The organism is Streptomyces roseochromogenus subsp. oscitans DS 12.976, assembly GCF_000497445.1.
In the GTDB taxonomy this organism is placed as follows: domain Bacteria; phylum Actinomycetota; class Actinomycetes; order Streptomycetales; family Streptomycetaceae; genus Streptomyces; species Streptomyces oscitans.
This window is the reverse complement of the sequence record NZ_CM002285.1, coordinates 6,536,459-6,551,611: the sequence shown is the minus strand read 5'-3', so window position 1 is coordinate 6,551,611 and position 15,153 is coordinate 6,536,459. Positions and strand designations below refer to the sequence as shown.

Sequence of the window (15,153 nt, the reverse complement as noted above, 5' to 3'; positions counted from 1 at the left end):
GGTGATGGTGCGCGGTGTGCCGGTGTAGGTGGTGATGGCGGCGGTGGTGCAGGTGCGCGTGCGCGTGATGCCGGTGGTGGTGCAGGTGATGGTGGCGGTGGGCGCGCAGCGTGTGCCGGTGGTGAGCTTTGCGCCGGTGACGGGCCAGCCGACGGGCGTGGTGCAGGTGGTGCCGCGAGTGGTGGTGCCGCAGCGTGTGGAAGCCGCCGCCCAGGTGGTGCTTGCGGGTACGGAACCCGTGCGCCTGGTGGCGGCGGTGCACGATCCGGCGGGACAGCCGCTTCGCGTGCCGAAGGTGCTTGAGGTGCTTGCCCTTCGGGTGGTGCGCGATGTGCTTGAGGTGGTGCCCCCGCACGTGATGGTGGCGGTGGTGGTGGGCCCGCTTGTGATGGTGGTTGTGCGCAGCGTGGCGCCGCAGGTGGTGGGCGTGGTGGGCGCCGTGGCGGTGCGGCCGGTGCGCGCCGTGCTGCGAACGCACCCGCCGCAGATGCCGCCGCAGGTGGTCGTGGTGGGAATCCGCCACGTCTCTCCCCCTCGACTCAGGCTGCGGAGACGGAGAAGGTGAAGCTCGGGCCGGTGCCCGTGATCGTCCAGACGATCTGCATGTACGGGCCCTTCACCGACACCTGCCTGAGCACGTTGCCGGCGGCGGTGATGGCGGCGAACTGGTCCGGTGTGCCGTCGACCGGGGCGAAGTTCACCCCGTCAACCGACCACTGGACGGCCACCGTCATCGATGGCGACGTGCCGGATACCGCCGTGGTCTCGATCTCGATGTTCAGCGGGCTGTAGCCCACGACCAGCGGCCCCGAGTTGCCGCTGGCCGTTCGAGCCGCAGCCACGACCAGAGTGGCGGCCATCGGGCTACTTCACCGCGGTCTCGGGCGCGGCCGCTGCCTTCGTGGTCCGCTTCGCGCCGCCGTTGAGCACCTTGTCCAGGCGCTCGCCGACCTCATGGATGTCGGTGACGGCCTTCGTGGGCACCGTCGACCCGTCCGCGAGCCGGATGCTCTTCGGATCGACCAGGCCGCGCAGCTCGCCAATGGCTTCCCGGGCGTCGGGGGCGATCGCCTCCAGCTCGGCACGGACCTGAGCGGCCAGCTCCGTCGCACCGTTCCTGGTCGCGGTCTCCAGCTCGTCGAGCAGGCCCTTGGCGTAGTTGATGGGGTTCATGGGTTGGGCTCCTGTCTGGGGAGCGCCGTGCCCAGCCGTGGAGTCGTCAGCTGGGCACGGCTGGGGGTCAGAAGGTCGGCGTGACGGCGCCGGTGCCGGTGATGGTGGCGATCGCCTGCGTGTACCGACCGGCCTGGAAGCTGGCGTAGTTGTACAGGCGGCACAGGACCGACATGTTGCCGGCGTAGGTCTGCTCGAAGGTCTCCGCCCTCGGCGAGCCCTCCCACGCGTAGATGTCGGACATGCGGGCGACGATCACGACGTCCTGGTTGGTGCCCGCGCCAAGGTTGACCGGGATCTGCGCGTCCACGAAGACGGGCAGGCCCAGCATGCGACCGACCATGCCCTGGGACACCTGGTCGTCCAGGTTCGCCGCCACGTTGAACGGGCCGCCCGACTCAGGGACGACCAGGGGGCGGCCGTTGGAGTCGGACTGGGACTCGGCCCACGCCCACCGCCGGGGGTGCATGACGATGTGCGTCGGCGGCAGGAAGCGCGCGGTGTGGATCGACTGGATCGCGCTCGCGACCTTGGCGTAGAGGCCGCCAGCGCCGCCCAGAGCCGGGGTGGCCTGGGTCCACGTCACTGCGGTGGTGCCAGCCAGCGTGAGCATGCCGGTCACCTGGCCACTGGAGCCGCTGCCAGAGAGAACCTGGAGGTCCCACTTCGCCGCATAGTCGGCGGCCAGGTCCGCGAGGACCAGGTCGTCGATGTTCAGCGGCGACTGCTCGATCAACTGGAGGCTGACCGTCTGGCCGCCGGCGATGGTGACCACCGAGCTGGAGATCGAGCCTGTCGTGAGGTCGGTCTGCTGGATACCAGTGTTCTGGCCGTTCATCGGCGCGACGGCGGTACCGGTCAGCATCTTCGGGATGTTGATCGAGTCGGTGCCCGGCGGGACGTCGCCCTGGACGCACAGGTTCGCGGTGATGCGGCCCGGACGGACGTACTTGACCCACTCCTCCTCAAGCCAGAGGGGCGGCACGAACTCGCCGCCGGCGCCGTTCGTGGTAGAGATGGCGCGCTTCTCGGCCACCATCTTGTCGTTGCGGCGCAGCCGCTCGACGGCTTCCCGGTCGCCCTTCTGCCGGGCCAGCCACAGGTCCTTGAAGTAGGACCGTCCGCCCATGCCGGAGCGGTAGACCTCGGGCTCGGTCACCTCGGTACCGAGCGCGGCGCGGCGCTGCTCCGGCACTGCCGGGGCGTATCGCTTGGCGACCTCGGCCGCCTTGTCGTCGGCGACGATCTGCGCGTCCAGCTCGGCGATCCGCTCGTCGATCGCGCGGATCTCGGCCTCACCGGTGTCGAACTTGGTCTTCTCGTCCTCGGTCAGCGCGCTGCGCTTCTCGGTGTGGACGGTCTCCAGGATGCCGTCGAGGTTCTTCCTCAGCTCGGCACGCTGCTCCTGGAGGCCCTGGATGATTGCCCGCTTGTTCACGGGGGCCTCTTCTCTGTTCGTTGGGGTGGCGTGCCTGCCGTCGTGACGGGTGGTGGCCCGGGTGGTGCCCCTCGATGCGTGGGGTCCGGCGCGGGCTCCGGCGCGTGGCCGGGCAGGCGAAAGACCCGGGCGCCGCTGTGCGGCTCCGGGTGGTCTGTGGAGGCGGCGGCGCGGGCAGGGTGCGCACCCCTGCGCCGTCCGGACGCTGCATCGGCGCTTCCGCGCCGCCGCCGGTCTGGTGTGCGGCCCTACAGAGCCAGCAGGCGGCGCCGGAAGTCGTACAGCTCGGCGTTCGCGCTCTCTTGCTCCTGCTCCGCGGCCTCCGAGGTCTCTCCGGCCTGGTCGAGGACCTCGTCCGGATTCGGGACGCCGAGGACCTCGGCCAGGAGCGGCTGAGCGACGTCGACCGCGCCGTCCGCTGCGGAGACCAGCTGGAGGACCTGGGCGAGGGTCTTGGCGACCTCGGGCGAGGTGCCATCGGCGCGCAGCTGGCGCGCGCGTTCCATCGCCAGGGCCGGGAAGCCGCTGCGCGCGAGGTTCGCGGCCTGGCGCGCCCGCAGGTCGACCGTCCCGCCGGTGTGCGGGTTCGCCCCGTAGTTGACGATCGACACGTCCCCGTGATCGATGGCGACTTCGAGGATGTCCCGCTGCTCGTAGTCCGGGCTCCACTGCTGGCGCGTCACCCAGAAAGCGAACGACATCTCGTCGAGCTCGCCGCCCTCGATGCCGGAACGAACGATCTGCACGTCCGGCCGGGCCGGATCGAGGTCCGCCTCGCTGTACAGCCCCGTGTCGTCCTCCGATAGCCGCAGCGTGCCCGGCTTCGTACGGGCCATCGTCGGGCCGCCATGGTTCAGGAGGAAGGCCACGTCGGGCGATTCGCTGAGCGTCTTCTTGAAGGCGCCGGCGCGGACGACTTCCTGGAACGGGCCGAGCCAGTCCTGCATCTCGTAGGCCTGCTCCGTCACGCTGGCGTACCCGCTGAACAGCAGCCGGGTCCCGCCGGTACCGTCCGGCTTCTCGCGGATCTCCACGCCCTGGAACGGCATGTCGAGGGCGTGGACCTTGACGGCGTCCAGGTACAGCGCGCGGGCCGCCTGGTCGACGCCGTCGAGGAACCGCTGTTCGTGCTGGCTGAGGATGCCCTTCATCTACGGCTCCTGTCCTGACTCGGCGTCGCTCTTGGCGGAATGGGCGCCCGGGTCCTCGGTCGGGGTGTCGGTGTGCGCCGAGTTGAGCGGCGCGTACGGGTCGGCGCCCTTGCCGTCCGGCAGCGGACCGAGGTTCTCCAGCGCGCGGATCTCGTCGATCGTCATCAGCGCGGCGTTGCGGGCCTGCGTGTAGACCGCGTACCGGCCCGCGGTGTCGGTCCTCAACAAGGCGTCGACGTTGAAGCGTGCGACCTGAGGCCGCGGCAACATCGCACTCCAGGCGTCCTCGAAGCACCCGGTCCAGTCGGACACTGTGTACCGCAGGAACCCGAGGGACTGCTGCTCGATCCCGGTTCCCCAGCTGGTGGTTCGGTCGACCTGGCCGAGCATGTGCGGCGGCACTCCGAACAGCATCGCCACATCCAAGTTTTGGGCCTGCCTCGTCCCGAGGAACTGTGCGTCCTCCGGGGAGACCGAGATCGGCCGCCACTCGGCGCCACCGGACAGGATGCCCACGGTGTGGCTGTTCTGTAGGCCGCCGTGGCTCGCCGTGAAGCTCTCTTTGAGCTGGCGGGCCCTCTCCTTGTCGAGGTCGCCAGGCACCTGCACGATACCGGTCATGTGCGCGCCCTGGCCGAAGAAGCGGCTGCCGAACTCCTCGGCCGCCAAACCCAGCGCGATTGCGTTCCGGGCGTAGGTCAGGACGCTCATCCCTGTCGCCGACTCCGGGTAGCTCATGCCCATCAGGTGCACGATGTCCTCGGCGTCGACCCGTTGCCGGTTGATCTGGTACACCCGCTGGCCGGAGCCCTCGGGGTCCCACGTGCACCGCACGCGGTCCGGGTGAAGCACCATCAGCCGTGTCGGCCGCCCCAGGTAGTCCCGAGAGAGGATCAGGCCGTAGCCGTTGCCGCGGAGCAGCAGCGACACCATCAGCTGGTTGAAGCCGACCCGCTTCGTGGGGTACGCGGAGTTGTTCGCGCCCCCGAACGGGTCCGCAACGATCGTCGGCGGCGGCTCCAGCGTCTTACGCAGAGCCCCCTGCATCCGCACCGCGTCGAACGGCAGGTTCGCCACGACGTTGGACAAGATCCGCACGCACGCGGCGACCGCGAGCAGCTGCATCGCAGAGTCCTCGGTCACCGGCACACCGGCCGGCGTGTAGGCAGCCAACGAGCCGTTCGACGGGATCGCCCACGGGTCACCAGCGCCAGACGGGGCGTAGAACCGCTTCTCAGGGCGGCGGGCGACCGCGCGGCGGGTCAGGCTCATTCGCCCATCACCCACCCGATCAGCAGCAGCACCAGGCCGAGCACGACCAGGCCGACGATCGGCTGCCACCACCACGCCGCGCCGTCCAGGCAGCCCAGGCCGGCCACGTCGACGATGTCCGACGCCGCGCTACGGGGAATCCGCGGGATCCGGGGCTTCGGCAGCTTCGGCAGGCGCATCCGGCACCTCCTCACAGGTCGGCCCAGCTCCAGAACTGCGGCTCAGGCGGGCGCTCGGGGTCTTGAAGCGCGCGTTCCAGCGCCATCACGGCGGCCACCGCCAGGTCGATGCGCCGTGGGCTGCCCTTCGAGTCCTTTGACAGCCGGGAGCCGCGCGAGTCGGTCTTGATCACACAGTTCGCGAGGTGGCGGGCCAGCCGCGGGTCACCGGAGTGGGTCAGCTGCTGGTTCACCGTGGCCTCGTAGAAGCGCGTGGTGGCTGGGATCATCCGCGCGGGCGACTGGGGGAACTCGACGATCGGCAGGCCCTCGTCTTCGAGGACCTGGTACGTGCGAGCCCACCGGTAGGGGTCGCACACGATCTCCCGGACCTGCCAGCGGCGGCAGGCGGCCCGTACGGCGTTCTCGACGTCGACGATGGGCACCGTCCAGCCCTGATCGGCCTCCGGCGGCCGCTCCCAGGCCTCGACGACGTCCACGTGCGGCAGCTCGCCGTCGCCCTGCGGGCAGGACACGACCACCAGGGCCGTCGAGTCGCCGTTGAAGCTGCCGTCGAAGCCGAGACAGACTTCCGCGCCGGGCCCGATGGTCACCGCCTGGTCCTGGCAGGCCTCCCACGCGCCGGCCGGAAGCCACGCGGCGGCCGTGTTGACCCACTGGTTCAGCCGCTTCGTGCGGTACTCCGCTTCGGGAGTGCGCCGGACGGCGGCCTCGAAGTCCTCCGGGTCGATCAGATCGCCGTAGGCCGGGTTCGCCGCGGCCCATACTTTCGGGTCACGGTGGTTGGCGTCGTCCGGAGCGCCCCACCAGGCCATGAAGAAGCTGGGGTCGGTCTCCTCGCCGGAGGCGAGGCGCTGCCCGTACTGGAACAGGCGGTAACAGACGCTGTCCCGGCCCGTCGAGTCGGTCTTCACCCCGGCGGTCGTGATGGCGAACAGCATCGGGTCGATCCGCGCGCCGGCCGCGAGTGCCATGACGTTGAACAGCTCGTCGTTCGGCTGGACGTGAAGCTCGTCGAAGACGACCCGGGTCGGCGACAGGCCTTCCTTGGTGAAGGCCTCGGCGCTCAGGCAGCGGTACACCGAGCCCGTACCGATCACCTCGATGGCGTCCCGGTAGACCTTGCAGGCCTCGGCCAGGTCCGGGCTGTTCTCCACCATCCGGCGGGCGTCGCCGAAGACGATCCGGGCCTGTTCGCGGTCGCCGGCGCAGCTGTAGACCTCGGCGCCCGCGCACTCGAACAGGCCGTCCAGAGCCACCCCGGCGGCGAGCCCGGACTTGCCGTTCTTCCTGGGCTCGCCGACCAGCGCGACGCGGTGCCGGCGGCGGCCATCCTTGCGCCGGGCGAAGACGTGGCCCAGGAGCGTGCGCTGCCAGTCCCGCAGGACCAGCGGCGACCCGGACGGCCCGGCGAAGGTGTCCCGGGTGACCGTGCACAGCGTCTCGATGAACTCGGCGACCTGCTCGCCGTCGCCGCGGCGGACGTCGGCGGCCGGGACCGGCGTCAGGAACCGCGGCGGCCAGGACGACGACCTACGCGGAGCCATCGTCGACCGCGCGGCGGTACAGCGTGAGGCCTTTCGGCACGATGATGAGCGGAGCGTCCGGGCCAACCGCTTCGCGCCACCGCTCGGCCAACTCGTGGGCGACCGCGCGCGTCAGCGGCTCGTCGACCTCCAGGACGAAGATGTCCCCCGGCTCAACTCGGACGCGCTTCAGGTCCTCGATCTCGATCATCCCGCCCCCCTCTGCTGCCGTCGGGCGATCAGCTCGTCGAGCTTCGAGGCCCGCTTGACCTCCGCATAGCCCAGTCGGGCCCGGTCGGTCGGCGTGAAACCGCATAGCGACTCGTACTTCGTGATCTGCGCCTCGATCGCCCGGATCTCCGACAGCAACGGGTGCGCGCGCATCTGCCCCATCGAGCCCGCCACCATGTAGCCGTCCTGGGCCACCTGGTCCCGCATCGCCTCGCGCTCGTCGTGCGCCTCGCACAGCCGGGTCAGCACGTCCAGGTCCGTCGTCGGCGACAGCCACACCTGCCCGGCCGTCCAGACCCGCTCCCACACCGACCGGCCCGTCTCGCCGAGCGTCGCCGGCGCCGCCGGAATGCTCGCGACCGCCGCGAGTTGCACGACCGGCTCCGGCAGGGGGCGCTTCCCCGGATTTCCCGTGCGGCGCTTACGTTCCGTGGGCGTCGGCGGCCGTCCAGCGGGCATCGCGACCACCCCCAAAATCCCTGGTGATCAAAAACCGGCTCAATTTCGCGTCGGCGTGTGGGGGATTGGGGGCCGGGTCCGAAGACGATCACGCGCGCGAGATTTACCCACCCCCCGGTATGCGACGTGTACCGCTGGCGCGGTGACTCGCTGTAGCGATGGGGGCGTAGGGGTCACGCGGTGCGCGCGCGGGATTTTCCTGTTCACGCTGTGCGGTTGTGCTTCCTGCTGTTGCAGGAGCGGCACAGGATCTGAATGTTGGTGGGGTCGTCGGTGCCGCCGTGTGCTTTGGGCACGCGGTGGTCGGCGGTGAGGTCGGTGGCTGCGTGGGCTGGCACCTGCCAGCCGGGGCACCAGTTACCGTACTGGGCGCGGTGCTGGGTTACGGCTGCGGCTGCCGTCTTGCGCCAGGCTGTGTCGTAGCCGCGTTGGTGTGCGCTTCCTCGGATCTGGTCCTGGCGTTTCTGCCACTCGGCCTGGTGGACGTCGCAGCGCGAGGCGTTGCGTGTGAGCGTGCCGCATACCAGGCAGGGACGTTGGCGTCGGCGTGCCATGGTCGTCCTCCGTGATAGTGCTGCGAAGTCCAGGTCACCGGGTCATTCGGCGGGGTGGATGCGCCGGCCGCCGACGGCGGAGCGTTCGGGCTGTGGGCAGATGTTCAGTGACACGGGGGGCCGGGCTCTGTGTGCCAGCACTGGACTGGCGGGTCGTCTACGTCAGTTTTGGCGAGTTTCGCCCTTACTGCGCCCCTCGGCTCCTTAGTCACTATTTGAGCGTGCGCGTCACCTGGAGCGTGGCTCGTGCGTCAGCGCGGAGCGACTGGATGTGCACAGCTCACTGAAGGTACGACAGCAACGGGGGAGGACCCGTGTCCCATCGCATCACCACCTTGTTCATCCTGCCCATCGCCGCGCTCTTGGCCGTCACGGCAGGGGCATCGACGGCCGCAGCTGCGGGAGTCGCCCACGGCGACTTCATCTACATGAGCGGTAAAGACGTGCCCATCGGCCTGCGCAACGTACCGACAGACAAGTGCATCCCCCTGGTGATCTGGGGCGCCAAGAGCGGCACCAACGGGACGGACAAGACGGCGCACATCTATGCAACCAGCGACTGCCACCAGCAGTTGGTTGTCGCCGCTGCGGGAAAGCCCGGGCGGGGCACCGGGTGGAACACGCCAGACTACGAGCCCACCGCGCATTCGGTGTGGTTCGAATGCGATAAGCCCGACGTGTGCTGAGCCGAGACGAGAAAGCCCTGCTCTGCGTAGCGCACTGTCACGTAACTGGTACCTGCTCACGGCGGGAATCACCGCCCCGACCGCCAACTACCGCTCCGCCTGCACCCGCGCCCTCGGACGCCTCGTCTCATGGACCCCCCAGGTCATAAGAGGCGGCGGTGCTTGGGCGGCCGGGGCGAACCTTCGACGCTGCGATGACGGTGGGCAGGTGGAACAAGGGGCCTGCCTCGCTGTCGGGTAGCACCGGTTCGATCTTCTTGCGGGTCATCCAGACGCGGATCGTGTTGGGCTTCACTCCGGCGGCGCGGGCCGCTTCCCAGAGGTCGCCGAGCTGGTCGCCGTCGGCGAGCTGGGCGCCGTAGACGTCGATGCCGTCCGGGTTCGGGAAGGCGACCATGGCACCTCCCCGCAGGTACGCGAAGACCCTCACCGGTGCGGTCACGGTGAGGGTCTTCAGGGTTCTTGGGTCACGTGTTCCAGTGAACGATTTGGAGATTACAGAATCGGTGGATCACTCGGCAACCTGTTCCCGGATTGTCAAGGGGTGTGGCTTGCTGCTTCACGCGGCTGTGGTGAGTCCGGCCGTCGGCAGGAGTGCTTCGCGCTGGGCGCGGTGGAGCGCCTTCCACTCCTCGTTTCCGTCCCAGGTGGTCTGGCAGTTTGGGCAGCGCACGGTGAAGCTGCTGGTGGAGGCGGTGAGCTGTGCGGCGCAGCGCAGCTCGTTCTCGTCGTCCAGGACGACGGGGCACACGCCGATCTTGACGCGGCCGGGGCGCTGGTTCGGGTTGAGGGCGTTGCTGCACTCCGCGTGGATGCGGCGGATCTCCTCGATGTCCTGGTCGATCGATTCGTACGTCTCGCAGGCCCGCTGCAAGTTGATGATCAAGAACTCGATCTGACCGGCGACGGCGCGGCCCGGCGTGGTGCGCCAGGGGGCGAAGATGCGTACGCCATCGCTGGCAGGCTCGATGCGGCGGCCGAACGCCTTTCGCCAGGCGTCCTCGATCGCCTGGAGGCGGGTGGCGACTCCCCCGGCGCTCGCCAGGTTGAGGACGTCGATTCGAGGCGGGATGGCCGGCGTCGGGGAGCCGGACGTGCCCGCGCCGGCCGGGCGGGCTCCGCGCATGAGCTGCGCGGTGGTGTGGAGGCGGGCGAACAGGCCAGGGAGTTCGGTGAGCCGCTGGTGGGTGCGGTTCTCGCAGGGGCGGCAGGCGTATCGGCCTGTCTCGTCCTCCCAGAGGTCCTGATGGCAGGCGAGACAGGCGGGCCATTCGTAGTCGGCGAGGTCGGGGCTCTCGGACACACGGGCCTCCGGTGGTGCATGTGGGGTTGATGCATCCAGTGTGCCCGCTCGCACCGACCCGCTGCTCAGCTCCCTTTCGCGATCTTCTCGGCGTCCTTGTCGGCCTTCGCGAGTGCCGCAAGGCAGTCGGACGCGTCCTTGCGCGTGGCTGCATCGGGGGCGTCGGGGCTGAGTCCGTCCGAACCGAATTGAGTGATCGCCGCGTTGCCGTCTCCGTTGTCAGCCCGCCAGGCTTCCAGTAGATCCGTCGGTTCGTTGTCCGCGGTGAAGTAGGCGTCGGCCTTCTTGAACGCGTTCTGCTGCATGTCCAGGCCGACGACAGCCTTGTTGTACCAGGATGTGTACTGCGGCGTGCCGACCACGTCCTCGCCCTTGGCGAGGAAGTCGCGGAAGTCCTGGTCTTCCTTCTCCAGGATCGCCGCGGCCTTCTTGCGGGCGTCCGCGCTGGCCTGCTTTGGCGTGGGCGAGATGGTGGCGCTGGCCTGTACGGGCGCGGCGGTCTTGGCGGCCGGGGTGGGCTTCGCCGGTGCCGTGGTCTTGGCGGCCTGGGTGGGCGCGGCGCTGGTCTTCGTCGGGCTGGGGCTCGTCGAGGCGCCGGCGTTGCTGGACTTGTTGCCGCCGCCCATCGCCGCTCCGATGGCGGCGAGCAGGAAGAAGATGGCGACGGGCACGAGGCAGCCGAAGCCGACGAACTTGCCGACCTTGCGCTTCCGTGGCGGCTGGACGACTACCGTGTCGTCGCCGGGTCGCTGCGGGGCGGCCCAACTGGGCTGGTGGGGTTGTGGGTTCCGCGATCTCATAATCCCCCCGAGTTCAGTGGAGTACATGTGAAGGACTTGCGCAGGAGTCCCACGGTTGCACGGTTCGCGGGTAAAAGATGGGCGATCAGGCAACCTGAACAGCCGTTCCCGCGTCCGCTTCCACTGCCCTGGTGGGTCAGCTGTCAGCCTTCCGGTAGCCACGGCGCGTGGCGAGCGCCTGCGTGGCGGTGGCGCCGAACCAGCGGTTGGCGCCACCCTCGGTGTCGTCGGGTTTGGGCCAGCGGCCCCGAGTCAGGTCGGCGCGGATCGTTCCGGCCTTGATGCCGATCCCGGCGTCCTCCAGCTGCTGGGCGGTGTAGAGGCGACGGGGCTCCAGGGTGACGGCCTGGCGCTCGACGTGGTCGCGGACGAAGTCGGCGATGTCCCGGGCCGCGTACTCCTTGTAGCGGCCGCGCTTGTCGACGTGGTCGGGCCAGGCGGGATGCTGCGCCCAGGTCTTGGTGACGGTGTGGATACTTACGCCGTACTGTTCGGCGATTTCGGGAGCGATCAGGCGGGGTCGGTCTACCATGGTGGGGAATCTCCTTTGCGGAGTTTTCAACTGGTGGGGCCGGCGCTCTCTCACCCCCAGCGTGCTGGGGATACGGCGTCGGCCCCCGTTGTGTTCTTGGGGGCGAAGCTCCGGGAGGAGAGGGGCGCCCGCCCCGGCTGGCGGCCGGGGCGGGCGGGCGCATTACGACTCGTCGTCGTCCTGCTCGTCGTTCTCGATCACTTCGGCCCAGGTAACGAGCCGGTTGAGTGCGAACTCGACCACGTCGAGCCGCCAGGGCGCGGGACCAGCGACCCGCACGAGGGTGATGATCTCGTAGGCGGCGAACCAATCGAGCAACATGTGCTCGAAGGCCCTCCGGTGGTACTCCGAGATCGGCTCATCCTCTACGACCGCCCGCACCCGGTTGAGTGCAAGGAGGACGTCCGCCAGGTCCCCGCCTTCCTCGGCCACCTGGACGATGTCCGGGATGATGACGGGGATCGGGAGGTCCTCCAGGAGCGACGCGATGTACGCATACGCCCCGATGACGGCCTCGCCGAGCGCAAGGAACCGCTCCCTGCTGTCGTGATCTGCCACGACTTCTCCTCTCTGGAATTTTCAACTGGATCAGGTCCGGGGCTCTCACCCCCCGTCCTGACATCTCTAACTTTACAGCACTTGCTTCTATAATTGCAACACCCAGGGGTGTGGAACGAGGAAAGCCCCCCGGCTGGCGGCCGGGGGGCGGCGTGGATCAGTCGGCCTCGTTGATCACGAGCCAGAGGGCGAGGCTCTTCAGAGCCTCGTCGGCATAGACGAGGTTCGCGCCCGCCCCTTCAGCCCGGGTCTCCTCGAACCTCGTCACACACAGTGCGTAGAGGTCGATGGCGGCCAGGAGGTGGATGCAGCCGGTGAACAGCTGCGCTTCCTGGGTCTCGCCCATCGGCTGGTCCTTGGCGAGTGCGGCCACCCGCTGGATTGCGGGGACCGCGTCGGTTGCGGGGATGTGGCGGTCGGTCGGGAGACCGATCGGCACGGGGAGTGCCGCGCAAACGTCCACCAGGATCGAGTAGACCACCGAGATCGAGTGGGCCAGAGCCCGCATGATCTCGGTCTCTTCGCGGTCAGCCATGGTGACTGTCCTTCCTCTGTTGAGTTTTCAACTGGGTGTCAGTTCGGGCTCTCACCCCCTCCCTGACACTTCTAAGAATACAGCAGCAACTTCTAAGAATGCAACACCTTCGGGATCGGAAAAGGGGACGACGCAAGCCGTCCCCCACCTGATCAAGCGCGCTCGAACCGCACCAGTTCCCCCTCATCCCCAACAACGGCCACCAGCTCGGCACCCACAAGTTCGTCACGCTGGACGCCGGTCTCCCGGACCAGCCGCGCGACCGGCACGCGCTCCGGATCCATGTGGTCGCGATACGGGGTCGTGATCTCGGCCTGGTCGCCGAACAGCAGCAACACTCGGACGTTGACTCGTTCAGTGGTCATGGGGTCATCCTTCCTTGCTTGGTGGGTTTCGGTCCCGTCGCGCGGTACCACTTCATCCGGCTGGTGCCAGACGCGGTCGTCGCCGGGGCACCTGTAGACGCGTCGCTCAGTCGCATGGCGCTTCTGCCGCAACTCCTTGTTGATCAAGATGTTGACCAAGGCCTTCTGCGCCCAGGCTTCACTGGGAAACCGGCCCTTCTTCCCACACCGGCACTTCGAATCGGGACGGTGGCGCTTGGCCTTAGCCGGGAGTTGGCCGTGCTCGATGAAGTGTCCGACGGCCGTCGGGCTGGTGGCCAGCCAGTGGGGCGATCGCTTCGCCGAGGGGCGCAGCACGTACGCCCTCACCGGGCGGCCGATTGTGACGGTCACCATGACGGCGGCCCCGTTCGGGCCGAGCCCCTCGGCGCCCGCCCGTTCCTCGGTCGCCACGCTGCGGAACTTCCAGCCTGCGAGGTCGATGAGCAACTGGTACGGCTGCAACCGCTCCGTCAGCGGCCGGCCTGCTCGCGGCGGCACAGTGGCGGGCGGCGCCAGGTGCGCCCACACCGCGCGGACAGCGTCGCGCGCGGCGCGTTCCTCCGGGTTCAGGACAGCGTCCCGGGCCAAGGCCCGCCACAGGCCCGGGGGCGTCGGTATAGCGGGCATGCTCACCGGTCCCGCGCGTACTGCTGGGCTTCGAGGACGGTGTCCGCCAGGGCGCGGATCGCGGCGCGCGCGGCGGCCTCGTTCTGCTTCGGGGTGTCGGGGGCGCCGACCTTGGCGCGCAGTACGGCGAGGGCCTGGCGCAGCGGCTCGTCGATGATCAGAACGAGGCGGTTGCCTGTCGCATCACCGGCAGCGGCGTCCGGCGCATCCGGCGCGGTCTCCGGCTCATCGGCGGTCGGTTTCAGCGCGGTCTGGCTCTGGGCCTGGCGGATCGCGTCGAGGTCGCGGAGGACGGTGTCCTTGCTGACCCCGACCTGAGCTGCGATGTTCCTGGCGCTCAGTGTCGGATCGTCCGTGATGAGCTGGTGCACGCGCGTGCGCCGTACGGCGACGGTCATGGCGGGCGGCTGGCTCACTGGTCCGCTCGCACGCTGTCGCTTGTGGCGCGCGCCGTCGCATCGGCGTCCTTACGGAGCTGTGACGGGTACGGGTTGCCGCCCTTGTCGGGGTCGAGGTAGTCGGCTACCGCGCGCCACTGGTGGGCGTCCGGTGCGTCCGGAGCGGCGACCTCCAGGCGCACGTCCTTCACAGCCTCGGCGACGGCCCGGGCGCCGATGGTCTGCTGGTACCGCAGGTACACGTCCTCGGCGATGATGCGGCGCAGGTGCTGGTCGACCTCGGCCGGGGTCGCGTCGAACCGGGACGGCAGGGCGACGGCCGGGGCCGGCTCGCGGGTCTGCGCGGCCCGCGCCACCCAGGAGGCGACGACAGCGAACGTCGACCAGTCCCACATAGCCAGCCAGTCCACGATCGTGGTGTCGTACGCGCCCAACTCGACACCGGCCGCGTTGAGGACGTCCCGCAGGATGGCGATCTGCTCCTCGCGTGGGTGGAAGTCGACGGGGCCGGTCTGCACGGGGCCGGCGGGGATGCCGGCGGTGTCGATGCTCATGCTCCTTGTTCCTTCTGCGCGCGGTATGCGTCGCGCGCGTCGCAGGGCTGGGTGAGACGGGCCAGCAGCAAAGGCAGGGCCTCCAGGTCGCCGATCTGCCGGGCGTACGCGATGGCCTCGTTGATCTGCTGCTGGTCTTCGTCGGTGACCCAGTGGGCGATGACGTGGTGACAGGTGGTGTCGCTCATGGCGGGCTCCCGGGGCCTGGCGGCGGGAAGCGAGCCGATGCGCAGGCGCAGGTCGCGTCTCCTGCCGCTGGGCGGTCTGTGGGTCAGGTGACGGGGCGAAGCAGGTACGGCTCCGCCAGCCAGGTGCCGTAGACCTGGTTGTTCTTCGCCGGAGCGGTGCGGAGTCGGAACACGTTGCCCGTGCACACAGCGGCGGGGGCCCAATAGAAGGCGTGATTGCCAGGGTGGTAGGCGACGAACGCCTCGATTTGGCCGTCGTACCGGGTCTTACGGCCGGAGATCGGGTGGACGCTCACCGTGTTGAACTCGATGGTTCCGGCGTTGCGGCCGTCTCGCGCCGTCTTCACCTGGACGCGGTGCAACTGGCGGCCGTCGTCCACGATCATGTCGTAGCGACGGTTGTCGCCGAACGGCATCGAGACCGAGTAGCCGTACTCGATCAGCTTGGCGAGGACTATGGCCTCGGTCAGCTCGCCTCGCGCCTTGGGACTGAGTTTCTTCTCCACGTAGTGCTGACAGGACTCGAACCTGCGACACGACCCTTATAAGTGAGCCTGCTCTGCCAACTGAGCTACAGCACCTTGTGTGTTGAGTTGTGCGGGC

General features: G+C 69.1%; 23 protein-coding genes and 1 tRNA gene. 2 read left to right on the top strand and 22 right to left on the bottom strand.

Going from position 1 to position 15,153, the window contains the following annotated elements:
- Positions 1–34 precede the first annotated feature (34 nt).
- The gene (locus tag M878_RS99010) at positions 35–565 is read left to right on the top strand and encodes a hypothetical protein (protein ID WP_158692796.1); all 531 of its coding nucleotides are present in this window, start codon (positions 35–37) and stop codon (positions 563–565) included.
- Here the strand turns inward: M878_RS99010 and M878_RS78070 are convergent.
- The 10 genes from M878_RS78070 to M878_RS78025 form a co-directional block, all read right to left on the bottom strand.
- Positions 540–860, bottom strand: a complete 321-nt coding sequence (locus tag M878_RS78070) for a hypothetical protein (RefSeq protein WP_023550843.1) — start codon at positions 858–860, stop codon at positions 540–542. The two genes, M878_RS99010 and M878_RS78070, sit on opposite strands and share 26 nt — an antisense overlap.
- Positions 861–864: 4 nt before the next feature.
- Complete coding sequence (locus M878_RS78065; protein ID WP_023550842.1) at positions 865–1,173, bottom strand: hypothetical protein; 309 nt, start codon at positions 1,171–1,173, stop codon at positions 865–867.
- A 67-nt stretch (positions 1,174–1,240) separates the two neighbouring features.
- On the bottom strand, positions 1,241–2,611 hold the full coding sequence (locus M878_RS78060; protein ID WP_023550841.1) for a phage major capsid protein: 1,371 nt from the start codon (positions 2,609–2,611) through the stop codon (positions 1,241–1,243).
- Between the two features lie 248 nt (positions 2,612–2,859).
- The gene (locus tag M878_RS78055; RefSeq protein ID WP_023550840.1) at positions 2,860–3,762 is read right to left on the bottom strand and encodes an HK97 family phage prohead protease; all 903 of its coding nucleotides are present in this window, start codon (positions 3,760–3,762) and stop codon (positions 2,860–2,862) included.
- Positions 3,763–5,034, bottom strand: coding sequence for a phage portal protein (locus M878_RS78050; RefSeq protein ID WP_023550839.1), 1,272 nt, complete (start codon positions 5,032–5,034; stop codon positions 3,763–3,765). It abuts the gene before it with no gap.
- Positions 5,031–5,213, bottom strand: coding sequence for a hypothetical protein (locus M878_RS78045; protein WP_023550838.1), 183 nt, complete (start codon positions 5,211–5,213; stop codon positions 5,031–5,033). The genes M878_RS78050 and M878_RS78045 overlap by 4 nt, the downstream gene beginning before the upstream one ends.
- 11 nt (positions 5,214–5,224) lie before the next feature.
- Positions 5,225–6,760 carry a terminase large subunit domain-containing protein gene (locus M878_RS78040; protein ID WP_023550837.1) on the bottom strand — a complete coding sequence of 512 codons (1,536 nt, stop codon included), beginning with the start codon at positions 6,758–6,760 and terminating at the stop codon, positions 5,225–5,227.
- Entirely contained in the window at positions 6,747–6,950 is a 204-nt protein-coding gene (locus M878_RS78035) for a hypothetical protein (RefSeq protein ID WP_023550836.1), read from the bottom strand. The genes M878_RS78040 and M878_RS78035 overlap by 14 nt, the downstream gene beginning before the upstream one ends.
- A complete protein-coding gene (locus tag M878_RS78030) occupies positions 6,947–7,345 on the bottom strand; it encodes a phage terminase small subunit P27 family (protein WP_023550835.1) in 399 nt (132 codons plus the stop codon). The genes M878_RS78035 and M878_RS78030 overlap by 4 nt, the downstream gene beginning before the upstream one ends.
- A 287-nt stretch (positions 7,346–7,632) precedes the next feature.
- Entirely contained in the window at positions 7,633–7,983 is a 351-nt protein-coding gene (locus tag M878_RS78025; protein WP_023550834.1) for an HNH endonuclease signature motif containing protein, read from the bottom strand.
- A 314-nt stretch (positions 7,984–8,297) separates the two neighbouring features.
- On the opposite strand from M878_RS78025, the gene M878_RS78020 reads away from it, so the two are divergent.
- Complete coding sequence (locus M878_RS78020) at positions 8,298–8,669, top strand: hypothetical protein (protein WP_023550833.1); 372 nt, start codon at positions 8,298–8,300, stop codon at positions 8,667–8,669.
- Positions 8,670–8,796: 127 nt separating this feature from the next.
- On the opposite strand, the gene M878_RS78015 is transcribed toward M878_RS78020, so the two are convergent.
- The 12 genes from M878_RS78015 to M878_RS77980 all read right to left on the bottom strand — a co-directional run bounded on the left by M878_RS78015 (position 8,797) and on the right by M878_RS77980 (position 15,131).
- Positions 8,797–9,111, bottom strand: coding sequence for a hypothetical protein (locus M878_RS78015; RefSeq protein WP_023550832.1), 315 nt, complete (start codon positions 9,109–9,111; stop codon positions 8,797–8,799).
- A gap of 117 nt (positions 9,112–9,228) precedes the next feature.
- A complete protein-coding gene (locus tag M878_RS92485; protein WP_023550831.1) occupies positions 9,229–9,972 on the bottom strand; it encodes a hypothetical protein in 744 nt (247 codons plus the stop codon).
- 65 nt (positions 9,973–10,037) lie between these two features.
- Positions 10,038–10,799, bottom strand: a complete 762-nt coding sequence (locus M878_RS92480; RefSeq protein WP_158692795.1) for a hypothetical protein — start codon at positions 10,797–10,799, stop codon at positions 10,038–10,040.
- A 109-nt stretch (positions 10,800–10,908) separates the two neighbouring features.
- Positions 10,909–11,304, bottom strand: a complete 396-nt coding sequence (locus M878_RS78010; protein WP_023550829.1) for a hypothetical protein — start codon at positions 11,302–11,304, stop codon at positions 10,909–10,911.
- A gap of 162 nt (positions 11,305–11,466) precedes the next feature.
- Positions 11,467–11,862, bottom strand: coding sequence for a hypothetical protein (locus M878_RS78005; protein WP_023550828.1), 396 nt, complete (start codon positions 11,860–11,862; stop codon positions 11,467–11,469).
- A 157-nt stretch (positions 11,863–12,019) separates the two neighbouring features.
- Positions 12,020–12,397, bottom strand: a complete 378-nt coding sequence (locus M878_RS78000; RefSeq protein ID WP_023550827.1) for a hypothetical protein — start codon at positions 12,395–12,397, stop codon at positions 12,020–12,022.
- A gap of 152 nt (positions 12,398–12,549) precedes the next feature.
- The gene (locus M878_RS000000100270; protein ID WP_245238235.1) at positions 12,550–13,410 is read right to left on the bottom strand and encodes a hypothetical protein; all 861 of its coding nucleotides are present in this window, start codon (positions 13,408–13,410) and stop codon (positions 12,550–12,552) included.
- A 2-nt stretch (positions 13,411–13,412) separates the two neighbouring features.
- Entirely contained in the window at positions 13,413–13,826 is a 414-nt protein-coding gene (locus tag M878_RS77995; RefSeq protein ID WP_158692794.1) for an HTH domain-containing protein, read from the bottom strand.
- Positions 13,823–14,362 carry a hypothetical protein gene (locus tag M878_RS77990; RefSeq protein WP_023550824.1) on the bottom strand — a complete coding sequence of 180 codons (540 nt, stop codon included), beginning with the start codon at positions 14,360–14,362 and terminating at the stop codon, positions 13,823–13,825. The genes M878_RS77995 and M878_RS77990 overlap by 4 nt, the downstream gene beginning before the upstream one ends.
- Complete coding sequence (locus tag M878_RS77985) at positions 14,359–14,550, bottom strand: hypothetical protein (RefSeq protein ID WP_023550823.1); 192 nt, start codon at positions 14,548–14,550, stop codon at positions 14,359–14,361. The genes M878_RS77990 and M878_RS77985 overlap by 4 nt, the downstream gene beginning before the upstream one ends.
- Positions 14,551–14,633: 83 nt before the next feature.
- On the bottom strand, positions 14,634–15,056 hold the full coding sequence (locus M878_RS93060; protein WP_023550822.1) for a group I intron-associated PD-(D/E)XK endonuclease: 423 nt from the start codon (positions 15,054–15,056) through the stop codon (positions 14,634–14,636).
- 1 nt (position 15,057) lies between these two features.
- Positions 15,058–15,131: transfer RNA gene (locus M878_RS77980), tRNA-Tyr, on the bottom strand.
- Positions 15,132–15,153 lie beyond the last annotated feature (22 nt).